Annotated in this window: 22 protein-coding genes and 1 pseudogene; 11 read left to right on the top strand and 12 right to left on the bottom strand. The window is 64.3% G+C overall.

What is annotated here, in order from left to right:
* Nucleotides 1–189: 189 nt before the first annotated feature.
* The 3 genes from AOQ71_RS36685 to AOQ71_RS36675 form a co-directional block, all read right to left on the bottom strand.
* Nucleotides 190–438 (bottom strand): hypothetical protein, encoded by a 249-nt coding sequence (locus tag AOQ71_RS36685; RefSeq protein WP_057757713.1) that lies wholly within the window; start codon nt 436–438, stop codon nt 190–192.
* 94 nt (nt 439–532) lie between these two features.
* Nucleotides 533–1,429: a dienelactone hydrolase family protein gene (locus AOQ71_RS36680; protein ID WP_245317349.1), complete on the bottom strand. Its 897-nt coding sequence runs from the start codon at nt 1,427–1,429 to the stop codon at nt 533–535.
* Nucleotides 1,430–1,454: 25 nt separating this feature from the next.
* Nucleotides 1,455–2,417 (bottom strand): alpha/beta hydrolase, encoded by a 963-nt coding sequence (locus AOQ71_RS36675; RefSeq protein ID WP_057757710.1) that lies wholly within the window; start codon nt 2,415–2,417, stop codon nt 1,455–1,457.
* A gap of 399 nt (nt 2,418–2,816) precedes the next feature.
* Between AOQ71_RS36675 and AOQ71_RS36670 the strand changes: the two genes are divergently transcribed.
* On the top strand, nt 2,817–3,020 hold the full coding sequence (locus AOQ71_RS36670) for a hypothetical protein (RefSeq protein ID WP_057757707.1): 204 nt from the start codon (nt 2,817–2,819) through the stop codon (nt 3,018–3,020).
* 47 nt (nt 3,021–3,067) lie between these two features.
* On the opposite strand, the gene AOQ71_RS36665 is transcribed toward AOQ71_RS36670, so the two are convergent.
* Genes AOQ71_RS36665 through AOQ71_RS36655 form a run of 3 tightly spaced genes read right to left on the bottom strand, consistent with a single transcriptional unit; the run spans nt 3,068 to nt 5,673 of the window.
* Complete coding sequence (locus tag AOQ71_RS36665; RefSeq protein ID WP_057757704.1) at nt 3,068–4,186, bottom strand: HD-GYP domain-containing protein; 1,119 nt, start codon at nt 4,184–4,186, stop codon at nt 3,068–3,070.
* 59 nt (nt 4,187–4,245) lie between these two features.
* On the bottom strand, nt 4,246–4,566 hold the full coding sequence (locus AOQ71_RS36660) for a PilZ domain-containing protein (protein WP_057757701.1): 321 nt from the start codon (nt 4,564–4,566) through the stop codon (nt 4,246–4,248).
* Between the two features lie 3 nt (nt 4,567–4,569).
* Nucleotides 4,570–5,673 carry a DUF2336 domain-containing protein gene (locus AOQ71_RS36655; protein WP_057757698.1) on the bottom strand — a complete coding sequence of 368 codons (1,104 nt, stop codon included), beginning with the start codon at nt 5,671–5,673 and terminating at the stop codon, nt 4,570–4,572.
* 303 nt (nt 5,674–5,976) lie between these two features.
* On the opposite strand from AOQ71_RS36655, the pseudogene AOQ71_RS36650 reads away from it, so the two are divergent.
* The 4 genes and pseudogenes from AOQ71_RS36650 to AOQ71_RS36640 form a co-directional block, all read left to right on the top strand.
* Nucleotides 5,977–6,728, top strand: a pseudogene (locus tag AOQ71_RS36650) (AraC family transcriptional regulator); the annotation flags it as partial.
* Between the two features lie 3 nt (nt 6,729–6,731).
* A partial coding sequence (locus tag AOQ71_RS49210; RefSeq protein ID WP_245317348.1) for a helix-turn-helix domain-containing protein occupies nt 6,732–6,931 on the top strand: 200 nt, incomplete at its 5' end.
* Nucleotides 6,932–6,981: 50 nt separating this feature from the next.
* Nucleotides 6,982–7,572, top strand: coding sequence for an NADPH-dependent FMN reductase (locus AOQ71_RS36645; protein WP_057757695.1), 591 nt, complete (start codon nt 6,982–6,984; stop codon nt 7,570–7,572).
* Nucleotides 7,573–7,677: 105 nt separating this feature from the next.
* Entirely contained in the window at nt 7,678–8,697 is a 1,020-nt protein-coding gene (locus AOQ71_RS36640; protein WP_057757692.1) for an acyltransferase family protein, read from the top strand.
* Here the strand turns inward: AOQ71_RS36640 and AOQ71_RS36635 are convergent.
* Both AOQ71_RS36635 and AOQ71_RS36630 read right to left on the bottom strand, forming a co-directional pair.
* Entirely contained in the window at nt 8,658–10,739 is a 2,082-nt protein-coding gene (locus tag AOQ71_RS36635; protein ID WP_057757689.1) for a methyl-accepting chemotaxis protein, read from the bottom strand. The genes AOQ71_RS36640 and AOQ71_RS36635 overlap by 40 nt on opposite strands.
* A gap of 95 nt (nt 10,740–10,834) precedes the next feature.
* A complete protein-coding gene (locus AOQ71_RS36630) occupies nt 10,835–11,272 on the bottom strand; it encodes a DUF1810 domain-containing protein (RefSeq protein ID WP_057757686.1) in 438 nt (145 codons plus the stop codon).
* 193 nt (nt 11,273–11,465) lie between these two features.
* Between AOQ71_RS36630 and AOQ71_RS36625 the strand changes: the two genes are divergently transcribed.
* From AOQ71_RS36625 to AOQ71_RS36600, 6 genes are all read left to right on the top strand, one after another.
* Nucleotides 11,466–12,437 carry a DUF2778 domain-containing protein gene (locus AOQ71_RS36625; RefSeq protein ID WP_057758993.1) on the top strand — a complete coding sequence of 324 codons (972 nt, stop codon included), beginning with the start codon at nt 11,466–11,468 and terminating at the stop codon, nt 12,435–12,437.
* A 66-nt stretch (nt 12,438–12,503) separates the two neighbouring features.
* Nucleotides 12,504–12,761: a hypothetical protein gene (locus tag AOQ71_RS36620; RefSeq protein WP_057757683.1), complete on the top strand. Its 258-nt coding sequence runs from the start codon at nt 12,504–12,506 to the stop codon at nt 12,759–12,761.
* A 380-nt stretch (nt 12,762–13,141) separates the two neighbouring features.
* A complete protein-coding gene (gene minC / locus AOQ71_RS36615; RefSeq protein WP_057757680.1) occupies nt 13,142–13,840 on the top strand; it encodes a septum site-determining protein MinC in 699 nt (232 codons plus the stop codon).
* Between the two features lie 19 nt (nt 13,841–13,859).
* Nucleotides 13,860–14,675: a septum site-determining protein MinD gene (minD, locus tag AOQ71_RS36610; protein WP_057757677.1), complete on the top strand. Its 816-nt coding sequence runs from the start codon at nt 13,860–13,862 to the stop codon at nt 14,673–14,675.
* Nucleotides 14,672–14,953, top strand: a complete 282-nt coding sequence (minE, locus tag AOQ71_RS36605; RefSeq protein ID WP_057757674.1) for a cell division topological specificity factor MinE — start codon at nt 14,672–14,674, stop codon at nt 14,951–14,953. Before minD ends, minE begins: the two co-directional genes overlap by 4 nt.
* Nucleotides 14,954–15,129: 176 nt before the next feature.
* Nucleotides 15,130–15,315 (top strand): hypothetical protein, encoded by a 186-nt coding sequence (locus AOQ71_RS36600; RefSeq protein ID WP_057757671.1) that lies wholly within the window; start codon nt 15,130–15,132, stop codon nt 15,313–15,315.
* Between the two features lie 62 nt (nt 15,316–15,377).
* Here AOQ71_RS36600 and AOQ71_RS36595 read toward each other — a convergent pair whose 3' ends face one another.
* From AOQ71_RS36595 to AOQ71_RS36580, 4 genes are all read right to left on the bottom strand, one after another.
* The gene (locus tag AOQ71_RS36595) at nt 15,378–15,626 is read right to left on the bottom strand and encodes a hypothetical protein (RefSeq protein WP_057757668.1); all 249 of its coding nucleotides are present in this window, start codon (nt 15,624–15,626) and stop codon (nt 15,378–15,380) included.
* Nucleotides 15,627–15,727: 101 nt separating this feature from the next.
* Nucleotides 15,728–16,120 (bottom strand): hypothetical protein, encoded by a 393-nt coding sequence (locus AOQ71_RS36590; protein ID WP_057757665.1) that lies wholly within the window; start codon nt 16,118–16,120, stop codon nt 15,728–15,730.
* Between the two features lie 99 nt (nt 16,121–16,219).
* Nucleotides 16,220–16,450, bottom strand: coding sequence for a DUF6894 family protein (locus AOQ71_RS36585; RefSeq protein WP_057757659.1), 231 nt, complete (start codon nt 16,448–16,450; stop codon nt 16,220–16,222).
* A gap of 426 nt (nt 16,451–16,876) precedes the next feature.
* A complete protein-coding gene (locus tag AOQ71_RS36580; protein ID WP_057757657.1) occupies nt 16,877–17,947 on the bottom strand; it encodes a hypothetical protein in 1,071 nt (356 codons plus the stop codon).
* Nucleotides 17,948–18,000 lie beyond the last annotated feature (53 nt).

Genomic DNA, 18,000 nt, shown 5'->3' with positions numbered 1-18,000 from the left:
CAGCGGAGGCGTTCTGTCTAGGGTGGCGATGATCTGGCCTTACGCGCTCGGCGCGCGCAGGGCTGCGCTCGGCGAGGCGAAAGCCCTGAAACGCCAATGGCCGGGACATCTCGCGCGAAGACGCGCTTCTGCCCGGCCATGGCGGAGTTCGCTTGTTGATGGCTGGCGGAAAGCCGCCAACGCAGCGCCTTACGCGCCCATCTCGCACTTCTTCATAAAGCTGTTCTTGGCCGCGCCGGCGAGCGGCTTGCCATCGGAGCCGACGGCCTTGGGCGCGCAAGCATCTTCCTTGCACTTCTTCATGAACGAGGTCTTGGCCGCACCGGCGAGAGCCTTGCCGTCCTTGCCGACCGCCTTGCTTTCGCAGGTGTCGTCCGCAAGGGCCGAACCCGCCGCAAAGGTGGCAACGAGCGCAGCCAGGAAAATCCGTTTCATCATTGGGCGTCTCCCTAAACCAAAAATGGCGCATCGGATTGGAGCCCGGAATCATGGCGCAATCAAGCAGGATCGCGGCGCGGCATTGGTCGTCGCTTCATTTTTTCCAGCCGTTGACGATGGCAATGGCCTTGACGAGAGCGTCGTCCATCGCTGCCTGATTCCCGGGTGTGGACTGCCGCCGCGAGGACGGCTCGTCGAAACCATGGGTGGCGCCGGCGTAAACGGTGACGTCGATGGGACTGCCCGCCTGCCGTGAGCGGTCGGCGAAACGCAGGCAGCGCACCGGCGAGACCTCCTCGTCGTCGGCGCCGAGGAACATCGCAATCGGCGCCGTGTTCGAGATTTTTGATGCCAGCAGCGCGGACGGCCCGCAGCCCGGATAGAATGCGATGGCGCCGCGATAGCCCGCTTGGTTGCCTTGTTGATTTCCTTGCTGGTTGTCTTGCCGGATCATCACGTTGAGCGCGGTGCTGCCGCCATTGGACCAGCCTTGCAGATAGATCTGACCGGCGACGACGTCGTTGCGGCTATGCAAGTAAGCGAGTGCACCTTCGGCGTCGAGCGGGCGAACATTGGTCTCGTTGACGTCGGCGCGGTCAGGATCGCCATGCGTGAAGCGGCCAAACCCATGGGCCTTGCCGCGCGGGCCAAAGCTGTCCGGCAGCAGCGCGAGATAGCCGCGCGCCGCCCAGTATTCGCCCCACATGGCGTGGCGCTTCGACAAGGTGTTCGCGTTGCAAGGCGAACTGGTGCCGGCGCCGACGGAGGTGCAATCGGCATTGACGTTGCTGGAATAAGGTCCGCCGCGCCCGTGCAGCATGACGATGGCAGGCCAGGGGCCCGGTGTGCTCGGCTCGAACACATAGCCCGTGAGCGCGGTCCGGCCATCGGCGCTGTTGAAGTAGACGGTCTTTGCCGCCGCGGAAGCGGTTGCGACCGACAGCAGATTGGTCGCCACGCCGACAAGAATACCGATGACATGACGCGACACTTCGATCCGGCCGGTTGCAACGCGATCAGGCGCCGCGCGCCAGCAACGCGCCGAAATCCGCGCGTGCGCGCTTTGCTTCGGCGCGCGCTGCCTCCGAGGCATCGCCCATGCCGAAATAGCCGTGGATCAGGCCCGGGCCCTCGTGGTGCTTGACGCGCACGCCGGCGGCTTCCAGTGCCCGCGCATAGGCCGCGCCTTCGTCACGCAGCGGATCGAACCAGGCGGTGGTCACGACGGCCGGCGCGAGCCCGGCAAGCGATGCCGCGCGCAGCGGTGAAACCCGCCAGTCCGCGGCGTCAGCGGGATCAGCGAGATAGTGGCCGCAAAACCATTCCATCGTGGCGCGGGTGAGGAAGTAGCCGTCGGCATTGTCGGCACGAGACGGAAAGCGCGCGTTCTCGCGCGCGTCCGCGTAGCTGCCCACGGCGTCAACCACGGGATAGACCAGCAATTGCGCGGCGAGCTTGATGCCGGCATCGCGGCAGGCGATCGCGGTGGTGGCGGCGAGATTGCCGCCGGCACTGTCACCGGCAACGCCGAGCCGCCTGGCATCGCCACCAAATTCCGCGACGCGGTTGAAGACATCGCTCACGGCGCTGAAGGCGTCTTCGAACGCGCCCGGAAATCGGGTCTCCGGCGGACGCCGATAATCGACGGAAACGACGTCCGAACCGGTCTCGATGGCGAGATTGCGCGCCTGGCGGTCGTGAGTCTCCAGGTCGCCCGCGACCCAGCCACCGCCATGGAAGTACACCACGGTCGGCGCAGGCTTGGTGCCGACCCGGTAAACACGTGCATCGAGCGGGCCTGCGCCGCCTTTCACCTTGATGTCCTGGACTTCAGCGACGGACGGTGGCGGCACGGCGGCGCGCGCGGCAGCCAGTGCGCGCAAGGAATCACGGGCGCTCTGTGGCGTCATGATCGCGGGATCGCGCATCGGCATGAGCGGAATGATCTGGGCGATGACGGGGTCGAGCGGCGCGGCCATCACAACTCCTCCAGGATTCTTGCAGGGTTCTTGGTCTTGCTTGCTCCTTAGCTTAGATTTCGCGCGCCGCATCGGCAACCGGTGCTGTTGCGGAGGACATCATGCGTTCCGACATCGTGCGCGAGGTCGCTGCGATTCCTGAAGACGAGGTCATCATGACCTGCGTTGCGATGGGTTATGCCACGACAACTTTGCCGCGAACGCCGTTCGTTCGGATCGCGAGGGTAACCACGGATTCGTGCGCCATGTCGGTTTCGCCGACTGAAAGCAGAGGCCGGAGGAGATTATTCCCCTCGCGATTTTTTTCGTGTGGAGTCATCGCGACCTCTTGCAATCTGCATCGTGCAGGAGGAACAATATACGGACTCAAGGGTTTGTTGCTGGCGCGAGGGAATTGACATGCGGCGGCTGGCTAGCCTGGTTCGATGGTTCTTCGGTCCGCGGATGCGGCACCCGATCGATGATGATCCCAGTCTTCCTTTTACCCCCGAAGAGTTCAGCAGGCTGATCCGCAGCGGCAAACGCGAGGATATGAAGCTGCTCGCCGAGGGACTGGCCTGTCGCTCGATCCCGCGCCGCATCAAATTCCGGGCGACGCACTAGAACGCGATGACCCGCGACGCGATTCCAGGCCGATGATCGTGCACGGGCTACCTTGAGAGTGCGACCTCCTTAAAGGAGGTGACCAGCGCCTTCTCGAGCTTTCCCGTCATCCCGCAGAGAATGTCATAGGCCTCGTTGCGCGGCATCGTCGGCTTGTAATGCCGGTGCTCGATCAGTGCGGCGAAGATGTCCGAGATCGTGAGAATGCGCACGATATCGTTGATGCTGTGTCCCGCCAGTGCGTCGGGATAGCCGCTGCCGTCGAGATATTCGTGATGGTGGCGGACCGCGTCGAGAATCTCTCGCGATATTTTCTCATGGTCCTTGAGAAAGTCGTAACCGGCTACCGGATGCGTCTCGATCATGGCGCGCTCGGCGTCGTCGAGCCGGCCCGGCTTGTCCAAAATGGCGAGCGGGATCCGGGCCTTGCCGATGTCATGGAACATGGCGGCCGAATATAGCCGCTCCAGGTCGGCTCGTCCGACGCCGAGGCTCAGCCCGAAGTCGATGGCCACGCCCGTGACCAGCAGGCAATGCTGGTAGGTTCCCTCATGGTGGCGCCGCACGGTCGTGAGCCATTCGGACAGGCCATGCTCGGTGATGCGATCGGCAATCCTGCGCCCGGCGTCCTTGGTGCCGTCGACGTCGAGCGGCTCGCCCATGGTGACGGCCGTGAACATCGACGCGATAGCGGTCGCCGCGGTCTCGACCGCGTTGTCCGGCTGCGTCGAGCAACTGGCTGAATCCGCTGCCGGCTCGGCTGGCTCAGCCAGCGCGGCCAGCAGCCTGATCTTGTTGAGCGGGCCGGGAAGGACGAGGGTCGCGCCGAGCGCGTAGGCCTGCGAAACGCAGACGTGCGAGGGTTGCTCGACGAGGAAGATGCGCTTGGTGGCCTTTGCAAGCCTGGCGCTTCGCTTCTTGATCGCCGCGATGTTGTCGACGTCACGCAGCTCCGCGCGGATCACGATGGCGTAAGGCACCTGCGACAGCTTGGCTTCCGCGTCGAGCCGCTCGCCAGCAACGGCGAACCGCTGTTCGAGCACCGCGCAGATGCGGGACAGTTTGTCGGAGCAATCGGCCAGCACATGCACGAAAGGACGTGCCGATGCTGCCGCTCGATGGCGGTCGCCTTTGACGTAGCCGGTCATGGTTCGCGCGTTCTGCACGGAAGATCCGAACTATACTGGGGTTGAGCGAGCCTGATGATGTCTTGAGCCTTTGCTGCCTACTTGCTTTGCGCTACGGCGGCCGTCGCGTTCGCCGCTTTTCTCTTGGCGCCCGCGGTGACGAAGTGAACGCCGGCGGTGGTGCCGTCGATCCACACCAGCTCGCAGCGCCGATAGGCCAGCCCCGTGGACGACAGCACCAGGAAGAATTCCTTGGCTTGCAATACGTCGAGCGTGCCCTCGACCTCGAGCTTGGCGCCGGTTTGCGACACGTCGAGCAGCACGCAACTGCGCCGCCAGGTACCGTCCGAGCCCATCAAGTTGACGGGTTGTCGGTGGTCCATCTTCACGCGAGCGTTCTTGCGGCCATTTGATCTCATCGGCTATCTCCCCATTCCGGCGCCGCGATGTCCGGGATCGCGTGCGCTTGCGCTTGCTGCGATTTCGCCCCAGCGCACCGTCCATTGGCTGGTCGACAGAAGAAGTGTCTCGAAAATATGTTGCGCGCGCTCCCGCTGGGCGAATGAGAGTCGCGTGCCGCCGCGGTTACTCAGGATTGCCAGCGTGGTCGCCCAGTTCAGGCGCGAGGCCCGACAAGCCATTACGAGGCCCTCGCAATCCTCGTCTCTCATGACATGCTCGACGATCTCGATGGGGGCGCCTGACAGCACTGATAAGGCCGTGAGCAGATTGGCGGTCTCGCCGCGGATCGCAAAACGGTTCACCGTTGAATCGTTGAGCCTTCCGACGCGGTTGAGGGCGACGATTTCGGGTCTTGCTTTCGCATAATCGTCTGCCGTGGGTCGCTTCAGCGCAACAGGCGCGGGGATCCGTGCCGGTGGCCCGGCGGAGGCATTGGGCTTGGCCGCAACTCTCGGTCCGGGCGGAGCCGAGAGCAGCTTGCGCAAGACGTGGTCAGGCGTGCCCGGTCGGAGCGCCAGAAGTTTCGTGATTTCGTCGTCCGCCGCACCGGTCTCGACGAGCAGGGCGTAGACCGCTTCGGAAAATCTGGCTCGATCATTCTTGATCAGGGCGAGGCGAACCGCGCGCGTGCCGCGCGCGACGAGCGCTTCGGCTACGGCCCCTTCGATCCCATCACGGGTCGAGATCGCGAGTTGATGGGCTTCGCTGCATGACGTCGCGATCGCCGTGAGGTCGGCGGTCGAGAGGGCCTGCGATTTTCGCAGGAGCGGGCAAGCGATGGCTGGATCATCATGCGATGCCAGATGTCGCAGCGTTTCTTGCGGTGCAACTTGCAGCGTCGCAAGAGCCTCACTCAGCTCCATCAGAGCGGCAGGCGCGACGCGCCCGGTCAGCCGGAGCAAGACGCCGTCGACCAGGTTGACCAGCAATTCCTGGGGCCTGTCGCGACCGGATAAGAGCAGGCGAACGATCCCTGCAAGGATACGGGCGCAGCGCTCCTGCGGGCAGGCCGCGACCGCTTCTTCCAACTCAACCAGGATATCGGCAGGCGAATTTGCCGTCATGGCAGGAGCCTGAACTCAAAAAAGACCTAAAAATATCAAACAGGGTCCATTGCAATCCAGAGATGTTAATTTAGATTTTATGCTTCGGTTTTGCGGGTATTCGTGCACCACCTCGGAGGTAGGAAAAGATATCGAAATTTGGCGAGCTTTGACGGGCCGGCTTGTGCTTTCGACCGGACGCTCGCCAACTGGCCGAATAGGTCAGAATAATTCTTTCGAGCTAACGCGATACCTCAAAGGGGAGGATCGAGCCGGCACCGCCGCCGGACGGGCGTCGGTTTGGATGCGACCTTTCAAATTACCATGAACAGTATTGATGATGCGCCCGCGTTGGCTCTCAAGACATTTCGCTTCTCTGATGTCGATGAATTTCGAAGCGCCATACGGGGCCTGAATTTCGAGTTCACGCCTTTCGTCAGGCACATTTCGTCCGAGCAGACAATCCTGTCATTGCCGGGCTGCGACGTGAACGTGACGCGCGCGTTCCCTCGCGTTGTCGACGCACAGCTGGTCGACGACTGCACCGCGATCGGCTTCACGATGGACGACCTTGACGTGCCCATTTGCTTCAACGGTTCGCACCGCGCCCGTCCGGCCATCGTCATTGGCAGCAACGGCGCTGCCTACACCACGATCGAGGAAGTGCAGCGGCAGATTGCGTCGGTGATGTTCAGGCCGCAGGTGACGGGCCGCGGGTGGCCGGGCACGACATCGACCTTCAGGATCTACGAGACGACCGCAGCCAGCTTGAACCTGCTGCGTGATGTGGTCCGGGAGGTTCTGGCTGTTGCGACGGAACCGGTTGAGGCCGCGGCGATGCCGTTGAAGGCGGCGGCGATGAGGGAATCTCTGCTCGGCGCCGTCGACCAGGTGTTCGAAAACCTGGTCCCGGCACGATGGATCCTACGTCCGAACGATGAGCGCAACTTCAAGATCTTCCAGGACATCCGCGCGCTTCTGTCCGACGATTTGTCGCAGCCGATCTATAGCGAGGAGATCGCACGCAAGCTCGGTTTCTCCGTGCGCACGATGCATGACGTCGTCCGCCGCTATCGNNNATCGCGGCATGAGCCTGCATCGCTACTTGCGGGTCCACCGCCTGTGGCTGGTGCGCCGGCAGCTCCTCGCCGGCGCCGAGAGCGTGAAGGCCGTCGCGCTGGCCTTCGGCTTCTGGCATCTGTCAGATTTCTCCCGCAGCTATCGCGAACAGTTCGGCGAGACGCCGTCGGAAACGCTGGAGCGCGGACGCGGGCGATAGCACGATAAAGCGGCTGGGGACGGCCGCCGGATTCGTGCTAGCATGCCGCGATGAGCAACCGCATCCTCGTCCTCTACGGCTCCTACCGGTCCGACCGCATGGGCATCCGCCTGGCGAATTTCGTCATCGATCGCCTGCGCGGTCGCGGCGAGGACGTCGAGTTCATCGACGCCAAGGCCATCGGCCTGCCGATGCTCGATCGCATGTACAAGGAGTACCCCAAAGGCACGGCGCCGGAGGCGCTGGAAAAGCTGGCCGGCCAGATCCGCGGCGCGGACGGCTTCGTCTTTGTGACTGGCGAATATAATTGGGGCATCCAGCCCGGCTTGAAGAACCTCACCGATCATTTCCTGGAGGAGTGGTTCTGGCGACCGGCCGCGATCGTGAGCTACTCCGCCGGGCGCCTGTCGGGCGCGCGCGCCTCGACCGCGTGGCACGGCACGCTGTCGGAGATGGGCATGGTGGTGATCTCGAGCACCATCGGCGTCGGCCCGATCGCGCAGACGCTGTCTGCCGAAAGCGAGCCGATCGGTGAGGGCGGCAAGGCGCTGGAACACTCCTTCCCGCGCTTTGCCGACGATTTGCTGTGGTGGATCGAGGCGGCCAAGGCGCAGCGCGCGCGCAAGGCGCCGCCGTATTAGGACGTCCCGGCGCCGGACGCGGTTGCCCCCAGCGATCCGCTGGGCTAATCGTTCCGCACAATGGCCGTATATCGGGACACTGCATTTCTGCCGCGACTTGAAGCCATGCGCGGGTTTGCGGCCGTATCAGTGCTCGCGTTCCACGCCTGCATGCAGTCCTGGGAGACGATTGCAACCGGAATGGCGCCGGTCGTTGTCTTCTTCGTGCTCAGTGGTTTCCTGCTCTCGCGATCTCTGGATCGCGATCCTGATCCCCTCACATTCGTCCGTCACCGGCTGTTCAGGCTGCTGCCGGCGGCAATTGTGACCGTGCTGCTGCTGACGCTGGCGTATCGAAGCAGCGGCTTCCACGTGGGCTTCCTGCCCTCGTTCGACCCGCTCAACATTGTCCTTAATGCGCTTCTCATCAGGAGCGACATCAACGGGGTGATGTGGTCCCTGACCGTCGAATGCGTCGCAATTCCCGTGATCCTGATCTCGCATGCGCTGCTGAGGCGTCATGGCGCGACGCCGGTTTGGATGGTGGTCGGCTTTCTCGTCGCGATCTCGTTCTGGGGACCTTATGTTCACTTGTTGGGGGACTTCACCAATCTTGCGCCACTCTATGCCTTCGTCGTCGGCTTGCTCACGCGATCGGGCGGGAACTTGCTTGTCGGACGAGTGCGACCGTCTCGGGCAAATGTCGTCGTCGCCACCGCTTTTGTCATGATGCTTGTTGTCGCGGTCCGGAAGCAGACCGCCGTAACGATCGCGTTCGAGACGCTCTGCGCGTCTGCGCTCGTCTGCTTTTCGGCCTTCGGCCCCGACAAGCTCGCAGCGCTGCGGCCGTTCGACTTCGATGTCGTCCGGTTGTACGGGCGAATATCGTACAGCTTCTATCTTCTTCACGCGATCGGACTTGCGATCGCTGTTCGCCTGTTGCCGTTCGACCTGCCGCCGACCATCCGCGCAGCGGCCCTGGCCGTGGTCGCCTTATTGATCACAACGCCGGCGGCATGGCTGATGTGGCGCTTTATCGAGGTGCCCTTCATCGAGTTGGGACGGCGACGGATGGTGGCAAAAGAGCGCCTGACGGATGGGCTGCTTCAGGCAGACCTGACTTCAGCGAGGAAGCGGTCGAACTGACCGGCGAGGTCGCGCGACTGCGTCGACAGCTGCTCGGCGGCGCCGAGAACGTCCCTCGCAGCGCTGCCTGTATCACCGGCGGCGCGCTGCACGCCCGATATGTTGGCGTTGACCTCCTGGGTGCCGCGCGCGGCCTCCTGGACGCTGCGGGCGATCTCCTTGGTCGCCGAGCCCTGTTCCTCGATCGCGGCCGCAATCGCGGTGCCGATCTGGTCGATCTCGGCGATCACGTCGGCGACGTTGCGGATCGCGGCCACGGTCTCGTCGCTGGCGGTCTGGATCGCGGTGATCTGCTCGGAGATCTCGGTGGTGGCCCTGGCGGTCTGGCCGGCCAGCGATTTCACTTCGGATGCGACCACCGCAAAGCCGCGGCCAGCCTCGCCGGCGCGCGCGGCCTCGATGGTGGCGTTGAGCGCCAGCAGATTGGTCTGCTCGGCGATGCTCTGGATCAGGGTGACGACGTCGCCGATCTTCTGCGCGCCCTCGGCAAGCGCACGTGCGGTGTCGCCGGTGCGGCGGGCGTTGTCGACGGCGCGGGCTGCAATCTCGGTCGATTGCGCGACCTGGCGGCCGATCTCGGCGATCGAGGAGGTCAGCTCCTCGGTCGCGCTGGCGACCGTCTGCACGTTGGTCGAGGTCTGCTCGGAGGCGGCGGCGACGACCGCGGCCTGGCTGTTGGTCTGGGCCGCCGTCGAGGTCATCGACTGCGCGGTGCTCTCCATGGTGGAGGAGGCCTGCGATAGGCCGCCGACCAGTTCGCTGACCTTGGCCTCGAAGGCGCGGGTCAATTCGTCGAGCGCCAGGGCACGGCGCATCTTGCCGTCGTTCTCGGCCTGCTTCTCGGCGGCGAGCCGGTCGGCGCGGATCATGTTGTCCTTGAAGACCTGGACGGCGGCGGCCATCGCGCCGATCTCGTCGGAGCGTTCGGCGCCGGGAATGCCTTCGGCAACCTCGCCGTCTGCAAGTCGTGACATCCGGCTCGTCAGGCTGACGATCGGGGCGCAGACGCGGCGGCGGACAGTCACGATGAGACCTGCGCTGGCGATCAGCACGGCGAGCAGGCCGACGAGGGCGATGGTGAAGCTGGTGCGCGCGGCGGTAGACGCGCCGGCCAGAACCTGCTCGGCGTTGTCGTAGAAGGCGTCGCGGACCTCGATGATGGTGGCGAGACCGCGCTGCGTCGAGGCGAAGTAGGTCTCCATGTCGTGTTCGTACTTGCCGGTGACTGCACCGTCCTTCACGAGCTTGAGCTCGCGGCCGAACTCCTCGACATAGACCGCATTGAACTTCTCCAGCGCAGCGGCGACGTTGGCCGGGGTGGCCGGGTTGCCGCGCAGTTCCTGCAGCGACATCACGATCTGGTCGTTGCGGCCCTGCGAGCGGGCGATGTCGGCCTTCTCGGCGTCAGTCGCCGGCTTCTTGCCGCCGACGAGGTTCTTGTGCAGGCTGGAGTTGAAGCCGCCGACGTCGCGCAATGTCATGGCGATGTTGGCGTAGCTGGCCTGCCGGTAGGCGTCGCCGTTGAGGATCGCCATGCGGCGGACCTGCTCGTTCAGCAGCGCGGTGACGCCAGAGTTGAGCACGGCATTGTCGGCGACGATCTGCTTGGCCGCGTCCTTGCGCGCATCGGCCGGACCGCTCAGCGCCTTGTCGATGGCCTCGCGGAGCGACATGAACTTCGCATTGATACCGTCGATGTTGCTGCCGATGGTGGTGCCGTCATCGAAGGACGGAGGCAGCTCCCTGCGCAGCGCATTCATCCTGTCGCGGGCGCCGTCGGTCTGCTTGCGCAGCTTGTCCTGCTCGGCGAGCAGCGCGGGATCGATGGTCGCGGGCCCGTAGAGGATGTTGGTGGAAAAGCCGCGCTCGGGATTGAGATAACGCGGGATGTCGCTGACGGCGCGGACGATCGCGAGCCGGCCCTGTGCCTCGGTGATCCGCTCCATCGTCTGGTACTTCGTCACGGCGACATAGACGGCAAGGCCGCCGCCGACGGTCGAGAGCGAGACGATGGCGGTGGTCAGCAGCGTACCGATTTTCATGATTGTCCGGCAATGGGCGCGGGGAGAGAATGGTTTTCTCCGCGCAAAATAGGGGGAGCCTGTTAACCCCCGGTTTACGTTGCCACTTGCGCCGGTCAGGCCTTTCGATCGACAGCCGCCAGGATCTCCAGCGTCGAATCATCGCGCTTGCCCGCGAAATATCTGGCGAGCGCTTCGTCGAAGACGGGCTCGTCGGATACGGCGCCGAACAACGTCATCGACGAGCGGAATTTGGCATCGTCAGGCGCGCCGAGAATCGCGTTGATGGTTCGTCCCTGCACGGCGAGGACGAGGCGGGTGCATTCGATCAGGCGCGGACCGAGCACGGGGTGGGCGAGATAGGCCTGGGCCTCCGCCCGCGACCCGATCGCGTAACGCTGCGACATGGCGCTGAAGCCGAGGCCGGCGATTTGCGGAAAAACGAACCACATCCAGTGGCTTTGCTTCCGGCCCTGGCCCAGCTCCGCCAAAACGGCGCGAAAAACCGGCTCCTGGGCCTTCAGGAAGCGCTCTAGATCGAAAGGATCGGTCATAAGATACCTCCAGAGGGCTTGCCGGCCGCGATTATGCCTAACTTTTGGCTCCCAATGTGGTAGCTGGTATAGAGAGTCTCCGGGTGGGGGTTGGGTCCCCCGGGGGTGTCGATTTGGGGATCTGATGGTTTCCGACCGCGTACGCGCCGACAGGCCGTTGTCGCGCCGCCGTATTGGGCGAGCCGAGACGGTACTGCTGTCCATGGCTGCGATCGCGCTGGCGCTGGGTGCCGCCGCGTGGGTCGCGGATATCGGCGTTTCGGATTCGGCCAACTCCAGCGCGCTGGTGACCGCCGCACTGCCGCCGGCCAATTCTCCTTCGTTCAATGATCGTTTCGCCTCGCTGTCCGGCAACAATCCGCCGACGCGCGAACCTGGCCTGCAGACCATGGAGCGCTCCGCCCTGAATGCGGTCCAGATCAAGCTGCGCGATGCCAAGGCGATGCTGGCCCAGAAGCTCCAGGGCGACGACTGGCGTTCGACCTTGATCGATAACGGGCAGCCCGCAACCGAAGAGACCGCAAAGCCCCCGCAGCGCGCCGATGCCGTGCCGATGCCGCGCTCGCGGCCGGTCCAGGCGGACTTCAGCGCGCAGATCGCCTCGAGTCAGGCCTATGCCGAGGCCAAACCCCGGGTCGACAACCGCAACTTCTTCGAGAAGTTCACCGACAAGATCAGGCTGGCCTCGCTGAACCCCGGCGACGGCCTGTTGGGCAGGGCGCCGGATCTCGCTGCGCTCGGCTACGATTCGAAGACGGCGGTCTACGACATCAAGGCCAAGGCGCTCTATTTGCCGAGCGGCGTCGCGATCGAGGCCCATTCGGGCATGGGCGCGCTGATGGACGATCCTGATCATGTCGACCAGCGCATGGTCGGTGCAACCCCGCCTGCGACTTACGACCTCAAGCCGCGCGAAAAACTGTTCCACGGCGTGCGGGCGCTGCGCATGACGCCGACCGACGGCACCAGCGCGCTCGGCCGCGTCGGCCTGCTCACCCACACCTACATGCTCGGCCCGCGCGGCGATTCCAATGGCTGCGTCTCGATCAAGGACTATGATCGCTTCCTCAAGGCTTACGACAATGGCGAGTTCAACCGCCTGGTCGTGGTGCCGAGCCTGAGCGGTGCGACCACCGCCTCGCAGCGCGCCAGCACCGACTCCTGACATTTGTCAGGTGCGGCCGGGCTGCCGTTTCCCCTTCGTTAAGCCGTTGTCGTTCAGAAGCAGCCCATGAGTGATCCACAGAGCTCCGAGACCCCGCTGCGCACGACGTTCAAGATCAAGCTGAACGGTGACACGCTGGCGATCGCGACCGTCGGCCAGGCCTATCAATTCCTCACCAACTTCAAATCGGTCGAGTGGATGGAATTCCGCTCGCTGCATGAAGAGGCCATCGCGGCGCTGGAGGGCGCTGCCGGCAACGCCATGCTCGCGGTCCAGGCGACCAATGCCGTGCGCGCCTTGTTCGTGAGCGCGAAGCTGCTCTGAGCGTTGCCTTCGCGGTCTTCGGTGCCCGGATGGAGCCAACGGGTCGGCGCGAAGCGCCGCCCGATGACAGGCTCCGCGCAATCCGGGACAGAGCATCGGCGTAGCTCGAACCTGGATTACGCTCCGCTGAGCGATAGAAGGGCACGCCACCCTCGCTGTCGGTAGGGTGGGCAAAGGCGCAAAGCGCCGTGCCCACGATCTCTCTCCGATCGCACGCGGAAGGTGGGCACGCTTCGCTTTGCCCACTCCACGGGTTTCGAGCGCCTGGCCCGGGCGCTCCTTCACGCCTCATCCACGTAACCCCACGGAGATATTAACCGGACATTAACCATATTGGCGGCATCGTTAACCATTCAATAACGGGGAACGAGTCGGCCACCATGGAGGCTGCAGCAAAAGTCCAACGCCAAATGGTGCGCCTGCGCGGGCGCTCCTACGTGGCCTTCGTCTTCGTGCCGACGGTTCCGATCCAGGACTGGCTCCAGGAAATCGACACCACCATCGCGCGCTCGCCAGGGTTCTTCGCCGGCCGGCCCGTCGTCATCGATCTGTCCTCGGTCGATCTCAGCCAGTCCGGCATCGGTCATCTGCTCACCAGCCTTCAGGACCGCAACATCCGCGTGCTCGGCATCGAGGGCGTGGAGGAGAGCCGGTTGACCCCGTCGATGCCGCCGTTGCTGTCGGGCGGGCGGAGCTGCGTGATCGAGCCGACCGCGCCGAAAAAGCCGCAAGCCAAGGTCGAGACCAAGCCGACCTCGCTGCTGCTCGAGAGCCCCGTGCGCTCCGGCCAAACCGTGATCTTCCCCGAAGGCGACGTCACCATTCTGGGCTCGGTCGGCTCCGGCGCCGAGGTCGTTGCCGGCGGCTCCATCCACATCTACGGCGCGCTGCGCGGCCGCGCCATGGCGGGCGTGAACGGACACACGAGCGCGCGCATCTATTGCCAGAAGATCGAGGCCGAACTGCTTGCGATCGATGGGTTTTATCAGACGGCGGACGACATCGACAGCGCCTTGCGCGGCAAGCCGGCCCAGGCCTGGCTGCAAGGCAACACCATGCGAATTACTGCGCTGAACTGACCAGAAGGAGAGATTTGAAATGGCCAAAGTACTGGTCGTGACATCAGGTAAGGGCGGCGTCGGCAAGACGACCACGACCGCCGCATTGGGGGCGGCGCTGGCGCAACGCGGCGACAAGGTCGTCGTCGTCGATTTCGACGTGGGCTTGCGCAACCTCGACCTCGTGATGGGCGCCGAACGCCGCGTGGTGTTCGACCTCATCAACGTGGTGCAGGGGGTGGCAAAGCTCCCGCAGGCGCTGATCAAGGACAAGCGGCTGGAGAATCTCTGGCTGCTGCCCGCCTCGCAAACCCGCGACAAGGACGCGCTGACGGAAGAGGGCGTCGGCAAGGTCATCGCCGATTTGCGCAGCCGGTTCGACTGGGTGATCTGCGACAGCCCCGCCGGCATCGAGCGCGGCGCCTCCATGGCGATGCGCTTTGCCGATGAGGCCGTCATCGTCACCAATCCGGAAGTCTCCTCGGTGCGCGATTCCGATCGCATCATCGGCATGCTCGATTCCAAGACGGTGCGGGCCGAGAAGGGCGAGCGCGTCGAGAAGCACATTCTCATCACGCGCTACGATCCCTCGCGTGCCGCGCGCGGCGAGATGCTGACCATCGACGACATCCTGGAAATCCTCGCAACGCCCTTGCTCGGCATCATCCCCGAGAGCCAGGACGTGCTGAAGGCCTCCAACGTCGGCACGCCGGTGACGCTGTCGAACGCGGAAGGCGCACCCGCGCGGGCCTATATCGATGCGGCGAGGCGGCTGTGCGGCGAAACGGTCGCCATGCAGGTGCCGACCGAGCGCAAGGGTTTCATGGATCGACTGCTGCGACGGAGGGCTGCATGAGCATGGGTCTGCTCCGGCTTCTCCGCGGCAACAAGGCGTCCGCACCCGTCGCGCGCGAACGGCTGCAGATCCTGCTGGCCCATGAACGCGGACTACGCGGCCAGCCTGATCTGCTCGGCGTGCTGCGTGAGGAAATTCTGGCTGTCGTCTCCAAGCATGTGAAGCTGGATCCGACCAAAGTGATCGTACGGCTCGAACGCGGCGACGAGGTCTCGACGTTGGAGGTCGATATCGAGGTGCCCAACGATTTCGAGCGCAAGAAAGTGGCGGTCGGGTAGGGGTGCCCGGCCGATGCCGCTCCCATTTGGGGTGGGTGCAAAGGCGGTCCGCTGGGCACAGCGGGCCGCCTTTGTCGTTCGCATGAACGGAACGAGACGCGCTATTCGATCGTTGTCAGCAAGCCCGCGGAGCGCCGAGCCGCGCGCCGCGGTGTCCTCATGACGGGAGAACACCCATGATGTCCGAGGTCCAGGTCCATACCATCGCCCGGCAAATGCTGGAGCAGCATGGTTTCTCGGCGATCGCCAAGGCTGCCGAACAGGCGCAAGCCTGCGAGGGGCGTGGGGAGGCTGACGAGGCCAGGGAATGGCGTCACATCGCCGATGCCATGAAGATCATGCGCGGCCCGGCGCACAGCTGAGCAGCGTCAGCTCCTTCCGGTTCCATCCTTATGTCGAGGACGCGGCTCGCATGATCCGCGGCTCAGCGCTCGCCTTGCTCAGCGCCTTGCGGCGCCGGCTTGTGCTGGGTCTGCGGCTGCGCCCGCTCGCCGGTTTCCTTGCACGGAAGCGGCTCCCACGATCCGTTCGCTGCCTGCTGATAGGCGCTGCAGGATGAAGAAGTCGGTTTGTCCTCGCCCTTCTGGGCGTCGGCATTCTTCGCGACGGCTGGGGCGGTCAGCGCGGCGCCGATCGCGAGAGCACTTGCGAAAACAACATGGGCAATTCGCATGGGGATCTCCTGCTCGAAGACGCCGCATGCTGCCGAGAAATGTGACGATTATTTGCCGCGCCGGCAGTTCGGTCCAAGTGTCGTTAACGGCGCAATAGGGCCTAGCCGCCCTTGCTGCGGATCACACCGGCGAGGTTGGTCTTCTGCTTTTCGCACCAATTGCTCATGCCGAGCCGACGCTGGTCGAGGTCGGTCATCTGGGTTGCGACCGCGACCTCCGCCATGATGTCGTCGGCCTGCTTCTCGCCCATCTTGCCGCCGGTGTGCATCCAGGCAATCGCCTTGCGCACCTGCTCGGTGGTGCCGTCGGGCAACCGCATCTGCTGGGCCTTTTGCACCAGATCCTGATAGACGACATCAGTACCAGGGCACTCGACCTTGGCGGCGAAGGCCTGCAAGACCATCGTCACATAGTTCGAGCGGGTGTGATCATCAGCTGCCCGGGCTGGAGCTGCGATGAGCAACAGGCCTGCCAACAGCAAAGCGGCGCGCATCCCTGGGTCCTCCTCGTTTTCCGGGGAGGCTAGCGTCCTGCGGGCCGCTCCGCAATGGTGGCGGGGCGCGATTGTCGCGTGCGCGTGCGGTGCAGACGCTTAGCGCCGCCAGGCCGGCACGGGATCGAGCGGGGTGCGATAGACCTCTTTGTGATCGCGATCGGTGACGCGCACCGAGCAACCTTTCCGCTGCAGCTCAGGCTTCACCTGCGACAGCTCGCTTGCGAGTTGAACGGCGCGATCGGAGGCGACCTCGATATCTTCGAGGATGATTCCGCCCTGGTTCTTGAACTCTTCACCGTCAACGAGATCGAAGGAGTAGTACGGCATCCGAATTCCCCGGTGTGACGACCCAAATCTTCACCAAGAAGGCTTCAACGGAAGTCTTCGACACAGGCTGGATCATAGCACTGAGTCGATCTCTAACCGAGAACGGAGCGCGCAATCTCTGTGCGTATGGCGCAGAAATGATGTGCAATGTTCGAGCGCTTTAAGATTTTATTAAATATGTCCACATGATCATAAGGCATGGAATTGCAGCAGAACCGGGCTCCGGGAACCGGCAGCTGCAAGAGAAGGCCGGCGGCATAAATCCCGACGGCCTTTTCTCTTTTGGTTGAGTCGCGCATCCCCGTAGTTGCACGGATTCACATCATCACATCATCACATCATCACATCGAACAGGACAGCTTGCATCGTTCGATTGGTGAGGCTCTCAAGCGCGATGAGGTCAGGATGGATCCTCATCATCATGCTTTAGCGCAGCGGCATCGGCGGACGTACGACGGGTCCGTCGTCATCGGCGACAGCTTGCGTCGTCGCGACCGGCGGTGCCATCGGTGGCGGCGGCACCGCGGCAGCCTGTGAAGGCGGCGGCGGTGGTGCCGATGGCGCGGGCGCATAAGCCGGCGCGTAGGTGTGCGATACCACGGGCTTCGGTTTGCGAACAGGCGGCATCGGCGCCGAAGCGCGCGGCGGCAGCGCCGACACGCGCGCGGGCGAGGTGACCGGTGGTTTCGCCTCAGTGATCGGCTTGGGCGCTGGCGGCTTCGCCATCTCGCGCACCATCTGTTCCTGACCTGCCTTCAACTCGGCGATGTTGGCCTTGAGCTGCTCGATCTGCTGCGCCATCGCGGCGATGTCGCGCGTCATCGATTCCACCGAAGACGCGGCATCGGTTGGTGTTGCTGCCGGTGCGGCACTTGCCGCCGGTGCGGCAGCGGCCGTCGCGACTGGCGGTGCAGCGGCTTGATCGGTTGCCTGATCCTGCGCGGCGGATGGCGCCGCCTGCGGGGCTGCGACCGGTGCTGTCTGCGCGGCTGCGACCGGTGCTGTCTGCGAGGTCGAAGGGAGCAGCGACATCAGGGCCGGTGTCCATTCGGCGAGCATCTGCGTCGCAGTGTCGCCGTGCCTCTCCCAGGCGATGGTCGCGGCGGCGCTGCCGCCCGCAAACAGAAACGTCACGAACGCGCCGCGCAGCCATTTGCCAGCCGCCGATCGCTTCGGCCTGATGTGATCATCTGCTGCGGTGACGCGGACTGCGGTGTCGACCGAAGGTGCAGCTGCTTGGGGCGCCACTGCCGGCGGCTCCGAAACGGGGCTGAACTTCGGCTCGATCGTCAATTTCCGGTCCAGAGCGAATTTCGGCTCGGGGCGAGCCGTGAACTCCGGTGCCAGCGTGGGCGCCTGGCTGTTCACGCGCGATGCCCTGATCACATCGGGCGAAATCTGCACCGCATCATGCGGATCGTTGTCCTTGACCGTGTCCTTGACCGTGTCCTTCACGATCTCATCGACGATCTGGCGGCTGTTCAACGTCGCGAGCATCGCAGCTCCTCTGACCCCTTGGTCGTCCGCATTGGCGCGAGCCGATCTGTTGC

The sequence above is a fragment of the Bradyrhizobium manausense genome, from assembly GCF_001440035.1.
Lineage (GTDB): Bacteria > Pseudomonadota > Alphaproteobacteria > Rhizobiales > Xanthobacteraceae > Bradyrhizobium > Bradyrhizobium manausense.
This window is presented reverse-complemented; position numbering and strand designations above follow the sequence as displayed.